We start from the raw sequence: 8,833 nt of genomic DNA, 5'->3' as shown, positions 1-8,833 counted from the left end.
GTGCGTGCGGCGTGGTCGGCCAGCCGGCGCACCTGCCCGGCCGTCGCGGCGTCCAGCGGGCCGAGGTGCCGCGCGGGCGGGGCGGAGGTCATGTGGACCATCCCACCACGCGGGTGCCCGCCGGGCAGACTGGTCCGTCCGGGTGAACCGCAGGCCTTGCCGGGGCCCGATCCGGCACGTCCGCCCCGAACCGGCCGGTCCTCGCGGGAAGATGCCCGGGGGGCGAGAGGAGTCAGGTGCAGGTCGAGGTCGTCGTCATCGGTGCGGGGCACGCCGGGCTCGCCGCTGCCCACCACCTGGCGCGTGCCGGGCTGCGCCCCGGCACGGACCTGGTGGTCCTGGACGACTCGCTGGGCCCGGGCGGGGCGTGGGGCGGGTCGACCCCCGGCGTGCGCCTGGGTGACGTCCGCGACCTGGAGCCCCTGCCCGGCGCGGAGGTCGTGACGGGGGACCCGTCGATGCCCCTGGCCGAGGCCCTGGCCACCTACCACGGGCTGTTCGAGGACGAGCGCGACCTGCAGGTGCTGCGCCCGGTGCACGTCCGGTCCGTCGGCGCGCCCGGCGGTCGGCAGGGCTCCCTGCAGGTCACCACCACGCACGGGACGTGGACCGCGCGCGGGGTCGTCAACGCGACCGGTTCGTGGAGCCGGCCGTTCGTGCCCGCGTGCCCCGGGCGGCCGGAGTTCACCGGGACCGAGCTCCACGCCCGTGACCTCCGCGACCCCACCGCACTGGCGGGGGCGGACGTCGTCCTGGTCGGTGCGGGCACGGCCGCCGTGCACCTGGTGCCGCGCCTGACCGGGGTGTCGGCCTCGACCACGTGGGTGGCCAGGCGCCCGGCCCGCAGGTCACGGACCCTGCCGGAGCCCCGGCCCTTGTTCGACCGCCTGGTCCCCGAGGGTGTCCACTGGGCCGAGGGGCCCGAGCCCGGCACCCACCCCGCCGACGTGGTGGTGTGGGCGACCGGGTTCCGACCCGCGCTGCGGCACCTGGCGCCCCTGCGCCTGCGCGGTACCGGTGGCGCGGTGCTGACCGACGGCACCCAGGTGGTGGCCGACCCGCGGGTCCAGCTCGTGGGCGCCGGTCAGCAGCCGGCCCCCACGAGCCTGAACCGGGCCGGACGCGAGGCGGCCCGGAACCTGCGCCGGCTCCTGGGGTTCTGAGCGGCGCTCACAGGTCGACCTCGTCGCGGGTCGCGACCCGCCAGCTCACCGACGAGACGCCCGGCTCCAGGCTCAGGCGGCTCACCGCGGTCTCGAACACCTTGTCGTCCCGGCGGGTCGCGGCCAGGCGGGCCGTCACGGTCACCTTCCCGCTGGCGTCGATGTCCTCCGAGTGCACGCCCCGCAGGGCGAACCCCCCGGTGGAGACCGCCTGGACGACCAGGGCACGCACGTGCGCCTCGTCGGCGTCCCGGCAGATCGCCTTGAAGTCGTAGTGCACCGGCTCCTCGGGGTCGGTGCCGACCCGGCTGTGCCGCTCGACCGTGCGGGCCACGGGGCGCAGGGCGAGGTTCGCGACCACGATCGCCCCCGCGCCCAGGGCCGCGGGCAGGTAGAGCCCGGCCCCGCAGAGGCTGCCCACCGCGGCCGAGCCCCACAGCGTCGCAGCGGTGTTGATCCCGCGCAGGCTCGCGCCGTCACGGATGATCACCCCCGCCCCCAGGAACCCGACGCCGGAGACCACCTGGGCGGCGACCCGGCTGGGGCTCGCGTCACCGGGCGTCATCGCGCTCAGCACCACGAACAGCGCCGCACCCAGGCACACCAGGGAGTTGGTGCGCAGCCCGGCCATGCGGGCACGCCACTGCCGTTCCAGCCCGATGACGGTGCCCAGGGCCAGCGCGCTGGCGATGCGGACGACGATCTCGATCTCGTTCAGCTCCATGGCAGAGCTCCGTTCCCGTGCGTGGTCGACCCCGGGACGCGCCCGCGCAGGGGCGTCCCGGGGTGCGGCGAGAGGTCTCAGACCAGGGCGGTCGCGGCACCGATCTGGTCAGAGAGGATCGCGGTGGCGATGAGGAAGTAGAGGATCAGCCCGGTGGCGTCCACCAGGGTCGTCACCAGCGGTGCGGACACCACGGCCGGGTCGATGCCCAGGCGCCGGGCCAGGACCGGGAGCATGCCGCCCACGAACGAGGCCCACACGCAGATCGCGAGCAGCGTCAAGGAGATCACCAGGCCGACCTCTGGGCCGAAGAACACCGCGGCGATCGGGAACCCGATGCCCGCGAGCATCGCGCCCAGCAGGATGCCGACCCGGGCCTCCCGCCAGACGATCCGCGGCAGGTCCGAGAACCGGACCTCGCCCAGGGCCATGGCCCGGATCACCACCGTCGCCGCCTGGGAGCCGGCGTTGCCCCCGGTGTCGATCAGCAGGGGGATGAACAGGGCCAGGACGATGACCGCCTCGAGGGTGTCCTCGAACACCTGCAGCACGTTCACCGTCAGCACCGCGGCCACCACGAGCAGCAGCAGCCACACCGCCCGCTTGCGGGCCAGCTGGAACACCGACGCCGCCATGTACGGCACGCCGAGCGGCTCCGAACCACCGGCGCGGACGATGTCCTCGGTCTCTTCCGCCTCGAGCGCCTCCATGGCGTCGTCGACGGTGATCATCCCGACCAGGCGGTCCTCGCTGTCCACCACCGGCAGGGCCAGCAGGTCGGCCTCCTGGACCAGGCGGGCCGCCGCCTCGCGGTCGTCCTCGGCGCGCGCCCGGTGCAGCTCGGGGCACATGAGGTCCGCGACCGGGGTCTGCGGGGCGGCCTTCACCAGCGACGGCAGGGCCACCGTGCCGACCAGGTGGCGGGCGTCGTCGGTCACGGGCAGGACGACCAGGTTGTCCCCGTCGACGGTGGTGCGCCGCAGCTTGCTCAGGGCGTCCGCGGTCGTCATCGCGGCCCGCAGGCTCACGTACTCGGGGGTCATGAGCCGCCCGGCGGAGGCCGGGGGGTACCCCAGCAGCGAGGCCGTCGACTCACGCTGCTCCGGCGTCAGGCCGGCCTGCAGGCGGCTCGCGACCCCGGCCGGGACCTCGTCCAGGAGCCGTGCCCGGTCGTCGGGGTCCATGCCGGCGACCAGCTCGGCCACCCCGTCCTCACGCAGACCGTCCAGGAGCTGCTGCTGGTGGTAGGGGTCCAGCGCCTCGAACACGGCCATGGCGCGGTCCTTGGGCAGGAGCCGGAACGCCACGGCCTGGTCGGCCTGGGGGAGACGAGCGAGCTCGTCGGCGATGTCCAGGGTGCCGGTGTCGTCCAGCCACGCCCTCAGGCCGGTGAGGTTGTCGGTGGTGAGCAGGTCGCGCAGGGGTGCGGGGGTCATGTCAGCTCCAGGGGTGGGCGGGCACCCCTGGACGCACGCGCGTCAGGCCCTGGTCGCGGTCAGCGCGCGCCAGGGCGAGGGGTACCGGTGGATGGGGTGCGGTCGGTCGTACTCGGAGCCGGACTCGGACTCGGACTCATGCCACCACCCCCTTTCGCGCCCACGGCTCGACACCTCACGGCGGAGCCCGGGAAAGGTTCTCAACCGTGAGGCGGGGCGTCAACCCCTGCCGCGGTCAGGCGCGGGGGCGCTCCAGCCCGCTCGCGATCAGCTCCATGACCGAGGAGTCGGCCAGGGTGGTCACGTCCCCGATCTGACGGTCCTCGGCCACGTCCCGCAGCAACCGGCGCATGATCTTGCCCGACCGCGTCTTCGGCAGCTCGCTGACCACCAGGATCGTGCGCGGCTTGGCGATCGGCCCGATCTGCCGGGTCACGTGCGCGCGCAGGGTCGCCGCCACGTCGGTGCCCTCGGCGTCCTGGGCGTGCTCGGCACGCAGGATCACGAACGCCACCACCGCCTGCCCGGTCGTCACGTCGCTGGCGCCCACCACCGCGGCCTCGGCCACCATCGGGTGGGCCACGAGCGAGGACTCGATCTCCGCCGTCGACAGCCGGTGGCCCGACACGTTCATCACGTCGTCCACCCGACCCAGCAGCCAGATGTCACCGTCGTCGTCCTTCTTGGCACCGTCCCCGGCGAAGTAGATCTCCGGGAAGCGCGACCAGTAGGTGTCCACGAACCGCTGGTGGTCACCCCAGATGCCCCGCAGCATCGACGGCCACGGCTCGGTGACCACCAGGTACCCCGACTGCCCGTCCTCGACGGGGTGGGCCTCCTCGTCCACGACCTCGGCAGCGATCCCCGGCAGCGGCGTCTGCGCCGAGCCGGGCTTCGCGGTCGTGACACCGGGTAGCGGCGAGATCATGATCGCGCCGGTCTCGGTCTGCCACCACGTGTCCACCACCGGTGTGCGGTCACCGCCGATCACGCGCCGGTACCACGTCCACGCCTCGGGGTTGATCGGCTCCCCGACGCTGCCCAGCACCCGCAACGAACCCAGGTCGTGCTCGGCCGGCACCTGCTCGCCCCACTTCATGCACGTGCGGATCGCCGTGGGCGCCGTGTACAGGATCGTCACCCCGTACCTCTCGACGACCTCCCACCACCGGCCCTTGTGCGGGGTGTCCGGGGTGCCCTCGTAGATCACCTGGGTCGCGCCGTTCAGCATCGGGCCGTACACCACGTAGCTGTGACCCGTGACCCAGCCGACGTCGGCCGTGCACCAGTACACGTCCGTCCCGGCCTTGAGGTCGAACACGTTCAGGTGCGTGAACGCCGTCTGCGTCAGGTACCCGCCCGTGGTGTGCAGGATGCCCTTGGGCTTCCCGGTGGTGCCCGAGGTGTACAGGATGAACAACGGGTGCTCGGCGCCGACCGGCACCGGCACGTGGGACTCCTCGGCGGCCTCCAGGGCCTCGTGCCACCACACGTCCCGCCCGTCCGTCCACGCCACGTCCTGCCCGGTGCGGCGCACCACCAGCACGTGGCGCACGCTCGCCCCACCGTCCTCCAGCGCCTCGTCCACCGCGGGCTTCAGGGCGGCGGTCGACCCGCGCCGGTTGCCCCCGTCGGCGGTGATCACCGCGACCGCCTCGGCGTCCTCGATGCGCGAGCGCAGCGCCTCGGCCGAGAACCCGCCGAACACCACCGAGTGCACCGCCCCGATGCGCGCGCACGCCAGCATCGCGAACACCGCCTCGGGAATCATCGGCAGGTAGATCGCCACCCGGTCACCGGTCCGCACCCCCAGCGCCGTCAGGGCGTTCGCCGCCCGCGAGACCTCGCCCAGCACCTGGGCGTAGGTGTAGGTGCGCCGGTCCCCGGGCTCGCCCTCGAACAGCAGCGCCGCCCGCTCTCCGTGACCCGCGTCCACGTGCCGGTCCACCGCGTTGTAGCAGGCGTTCAGGGTGCCGTCGGCGAACCACCGGGCCACCGGCGCCCCCGACCAGTCGAGCGTCTCGGTGAAGTCCGTGGACCATGTCAGCAGGTGACGGGCCTGCTCGGCCCAGAACGCCGGACGGTCCGCCTCGGCCCACGCGGCGAGCTCGGGGGTGGCGTTGGCCCGGGCGGCGAACTCCGGGTCGGGCGGGAACCTGAGGTCCTGGGCAGACGACTCGGTCACGGGTCCTCCTGTGCGCAACGGCGGTGGTGCGGTCAGGCCGGTCACGGACCGGTCACAACGGATCGTAGACGCGCAGAGGCCAAGACGGGACCAAAGTCCCTTCACCTGCTCCCTCACCGACGTCGACATGCCCGGACTGCGACGGTTGGCGTGCCCCGGCGCAGGTCGGGCGGACGTCCACCCGACCGCCGTGACAAAGGTCCCCCGAAACCGCTGCCGTCACCGGGAACCATGGGATGACACCGCCGCCCAGGGCGCGCACCCGTGGAGGACTGATGAACCTGCTCGACCGCAGCCGCACCATCGCGCCTGCCGGATACAACCGGTGGCTCGTCCCACCCGCCGCGCTCGCGGTGCACCTGTCCATCGGGCAGGTCTACGCCTTCAGCGTGTTCAAGAACCCGCTCGTCGACAGGTTCGACGCGAGCATGACCTCGGTCGCGATCATCTTCTCGATCGCGATCGTGATGCTCGGCCTCTCGGCGGCGTTCGGCGGCAAGTGGATGGAGCGCAACGGCCCCCGCAAGGCCATGGCCGTCTCCGCGCTCTTCTGGGTCAGCGGGTTCATGGTCGCTTCCGTCGGGGTGCAGCTCGGGCAGCTGTGGATCGTGTACCTCGGCTACGGCGTCCTCGGCGGCATCGGTCTGGGCATCGGCTACATCTCACCGGTGTCCACCCTGATCAAGTGGTTCCCCGACCGCCCGGGCCTGGCCACCGGCCTGGCGATCATGGGCTTCGGCGGCGGGGCGATGGTCGCCTCCCCCCTGACGGTCCGGCTCCTGGACGCCTACGGGGCCACACCGGCTGAGGCGCTCGTGCCCACCATGCTGACCCTTGCGGCGATCTACGCCGTCCTCATGACCGCGGGTGCGGTCGTGATCCGCGTCCCCGCACCCGGGTGGAAGCCCGAGGGGTGGACCCCCAAGCCCAAGAAGAACGCGATGCAGACCCAGAACGACGTCCGCGTCGCCAAGGCCGTCCGCACCCCGCAGTTCTACCTGCTGTGGATCGTGCTGTTCACCAACGTCACCGCCGGCATCGGGATCCTCGAGCAGGCCTCCCCGATGATCCAGGACTTCTTCACCTCGGTGACCCCGGCCACCGCCGCCGGCTTCGTGGGCCTGCTGTCCCTGGCGAACATGGGCGGCCGGGTCGTGTGGTCCTCGGCCTCCGACGCCCTGGGACGCAAGCGCATCTACGTGATGTACCTGGGCGTCGGGGCGCTCCTCTACGCCGTCCTGGCCACCACGAGCGGTGCCTCGATCGCGTTGTTCGTGGTCGTCACGTTCTTGATCGTCAGCTTCTACGGCGGTGGGTTCGCCACCATCCCGGCCTACCTCAAGGACCTGTTCGGCACCCTGGAGGTCGGCGCCATCCACGGTCGCCTGCTGACCGCGTGGTCGGCCGCCGGGATCGCCGGGCCACTGATCGTCAACTCGATCGCCGACGCCCAGGCGGCCCGCGGCGTCGAGGGTGCCGCCCAGTACCTGCCCTCCCTCGTGGTCATGACCGGCGTCCTGATCATCGGCTTCATCGCCAACATGCTCGTGCGACCGGTCGACGCCAAGCACCACGAGCCCACCAGCGCGACCCCGGACGACGGCCCCCGGGCCGAGACCCCCGAGCTCGCCGCAGCCACGAAGGAGGCCTGACATGCCTGCTGCCGAGAACACCACCCAGGCCGCGGACGCCGCCCCCGCGACTCAGGCCTCTGCGGGCGCACCGATCCGCGTCATGGCGTTCGCCCTGTGGGGCGTGGTCGGGACGCTGCTCGGGTACGGGGTCCTGCAGACCGCGATCAAGGCCGCTGCCCTGTTCGGCTGAGTGGACCACCACGGCGGAACACACGTGCGCCGCGTGGCGTTCTGCAGGGCATGAGCCGCCTGTTCACGCCCCTGACCCTGCGCGGGGTCACCGTCCGTAACCGGGTCTGGTTGGCGCCCATGTGCCAGTACTCCGCCCAGGACGGGATGCCGGGGCCGTGGCACCTGGTCCACCTGGCGGCACGAGGCACGGGCGGTTTCGGTCTGGTCATGACCGAGGCCGCCGCCGTGCTGCCCGAGGGGCGGATCACCCCGCAGGACGCCGGGATCTGGGACGAGGCGCACGTCCAGGGCTGGCGGCAGGTCACCGACGCCCTCCACGCCCAGGGCGCCACCGCGGCCGTCCAGCTGGCCCACGCCGGGCGCAAGGCCTCCACGCACCGGCCCTGGGACGCGAGGACGGGCAGCGTCCCCGCGGCCGACGGCGGGTGGCCCACCGTCGGCCCCTCCGAGGTGCCGTTCGACGGGCTCGACGCCCCGGGCGAGCTGTCACCGGGTGGGATCGAGCAGGTGGTCGACGCGTTCGCGCTCGCGGCGGCCCGTGCGGTGCGCGCCGGGTTCGACGTCGTCGAGGTCCACGCCGCGCACGGCTACCTGCTGCACCAGTTCCTGTCACCGTTGTCCAACCACCGGCGGGACGACTACGGCGGCACCCTGCAGAACCGGGCCCGCCTCCTGCTGGACGTCGCGGGGGCGGTGCGGGTCGCGCTGCCCGACGACGTGCCCCTGCTGGTACGGGTCTCGGCCACGGACTGGGTCGAAGGTGGCCTGACGGTCCAGGACGTGGGCACGGTCGCCACGTGGCTCGCGGCGCTGGGGGTGGACCTCGTCGACGTGTCCAGCGGCGGTAACGTCCCGGCGCGCATCCCCGTGGGGCCCGGGTACCAGGTGCCGTTGGCGCGGTCGGTGCGGGCGGCGTCCGGCCTGGCCGTCAGCGCCGTCGGGATGATCACCTCGGGCGCGCAGGCCGAGCAGGTGCTCGTGGACGGGGCCGCCGACGCGGTGATGATCGGACGTCCGGCCCTGCTGGACCCCATGTGGGCTCTCCGCGCCGCCCGCGAGCTGGGTGTCGCACCGGACGCGGACGGTCCTGCGCCCGTGCCTGCGCAGTACCTGCGCGGGGCGTGGACCTGACGTCGTCGGGATCAGCGGGGCGCCGCGGCCAGGTCGAGCAGCCAGCGGGCGCCGCGCACCTGGGCGCCGTGGTCCTGCACCCGTCGGCGCAGCTCCCGGTCGGACGTCACGACCACGACGTCGCGGCCCTCCCGGGCGTGCACCTGCTCCACGATGCAGTCGTCCCCGGAGCCCTCGGCGCGCACCACGGTGATCCCCGACGCGTGCGCGTCGTCCGTGCCGTCCGTGCGCCGTGCCGCCCCCTCGAGCACCACGACGACCTCGCCCCACGGCCCGGAGCCGTCGCGGGTGCCTGAGCCGTCCTCACCGGGTGCCACGGCCGTCAGCGGGACCAGGTCCGCGAGCAGGCGCGTGGCGGCCCCCGCCCG

At 73.4% G+C, this 8,833-nt stretch carries 8 protein-coding genes; 4 read left to right on the top strand and 4 right to left on the bottom strand.

Annotation, left to right across the window (positions count from 1 at the left end; genetic code table 11):
• Nucleotides 1-236 precede the first annotated feature (236 nt).
• Complete coding sequence (locus N869_RS10365) at nt 237-1,163, top strand: FAD-dependent oxidoreductase (protein ID WP_035061197.1); 927 nt, start codon at nt 237-239, stop codon at nt 1,161-1,163.
• Between the two features lie 7 nt (nt 1,164-1,170).
• On the opposite strand, the gene N869_RS10360 is transcribed toward N869_RS10365, so the two are convergent.
• The 3 genes from N869_RS10360 to acs form a co-directional block, all read right to left on the bottom strand.
• A complete protein-coding gene (locus N869_RS10360; protein WP_035061194.1) occupies nt 1,171-1,887 on the bottom strand; it encodes an MgtC/SapB family protein in 717 nt (238 codons plus the stop codon).
• Nucleotides 1,888-1,964: 77 nt separating this feature from the next.
• The gene (gene mgtE / locus N869_RS10355; RefSeq protein WP_035061189.1) at nt 1,965-3,323 is read right to left on the bottom strand and encodes a magnesium transporter; all 1,359 of its coding nucleotides are present in this window, start codon (nt 3,321-3,323) and stop codon (nt 1,965-1,967) included.
• Nucleotides 3,324-3,558: 235 nt separating this feature from the next.
• The gene (acs, locus tag N869_RS10350; RefSeq protein ID WP_084136926.1) at nt 3,559-5,637 is read right to left on the bottom strand and encodes an acetate--CoA ligase; all 2,079 of its coding nucleotides are present in this window, start codon (nt 5,635-5,637) and stop codon (nt 3,559-3,561) included.
• 146 nt (nt 5,638-5,783) lie between these two features.
• On the opposite strand from acs, the gene N869_RS10345 reads away from it, so the two are divergent.
• Genes N869_RS10345 through N869_RS10340 form a run of 3 tightly spaced genes read left to right on the top strand, consistent with a single transcriptional unit; the run spans nt 5,784 to nt 8,465 of the window.
• A complete protein-coding gene (locus N869_RS10345) occupies nt 5,784-7,160 on the top strand; it encodes an L-lactate MFS transporter (protein WP_156968490.1) in 1,377 nt (458 codons plus the stop codon).
• Between the two features lies 1 nt (nt 7,161).
• Entirely contained in the window at nt 7,162-7,332 is a 171-nt protein-coding gene (locus N869_RS17385) for an MFS transporter small subunit (protein WP_156968489.1), read from the top strand.
• Nucleotides 7,333-7,382: 50 nt separating this feature from the next.
• The gene (locus N869_RS10340; protein WP_035061187.1) at nt 7,383-8,465 is read left to right on the top strand and encodes an NADH:flavin oxidoreductase/NADH oxidase; all 1,083 of its coding nucleotides are present in this window, start codon (nt 7,383-7,385) and stop codon (nt 8,463-8,465) included.
• Between the two features lie 11 nt (nt 8,466-8,476).
• On the opposite strand, the gene N869_RS10335 is transcribed toward N869_RS10340, so the two are convergent.
• Nucleotides 8,477-8,833, bottom strand: a 357-nt coding sequence (locus N869_RS10335) for an NYN domain-containing protein (RefSeq protein WP_052105383.1), incomplete at its 5' end; no start/stop codon positions are given.

Source organism: Cellulomonas bogoriensis 69B4 = DSM 16987 (genome assembly GCF_000767165.1).
GTDB classification, from domain to species: Bacteria; Actinomycetota; Actinomycetes; order Actinomycetales; family Cellulomonadaceae; genus Actinotalea; species Actinotalea bogoriensis.
This window is presented reverse-complemented; position numbering and strand designations above follow the sequence as displayed.

Coding starts and splice junctions, on each gene's coding strand:
- N869_RS10360 (WP_035061194.1), bottom strand. CDS start 1,887: ATGGAGCTGAACGAGATCGAGATCGTCGTCCGCATCGCCAGCGCGCTG.
- mgtE (WP_035061189.1), bottom strand. CDS start 3,323: ATGACCCCCGCACCCCTGCGCGACCTGCTCACCACCGACAACCTCACC.
- acs (WP_084136926.1), bottom strand. CDS start 5,637: ATGTCGACGTCGGTGAGGGAGCAGGTGAAGGGACTTTGGTCCCGTCTT.
- N869_RS10345 (WP_156968490.1), top strand. CDS start 5,784: ATGAACCTGCTCGACCGCAGCCGCACCATCGCGCCTGCCGGATACAAC.
- N869_RS17385 (WP_156968489.1), top strand. CDS start 7,162: ATGCCTGCTGCCGAGAACACCACCCAGGCCGCGGACGCCGCCCCCGCG.
- N869_RS10340 (WP_035061187.1), top strand. CDS start 7,383: ATGAGCCGCCTGTTCACGCCCCTGACCCTGCGCGGGGTCACCGTCCGT.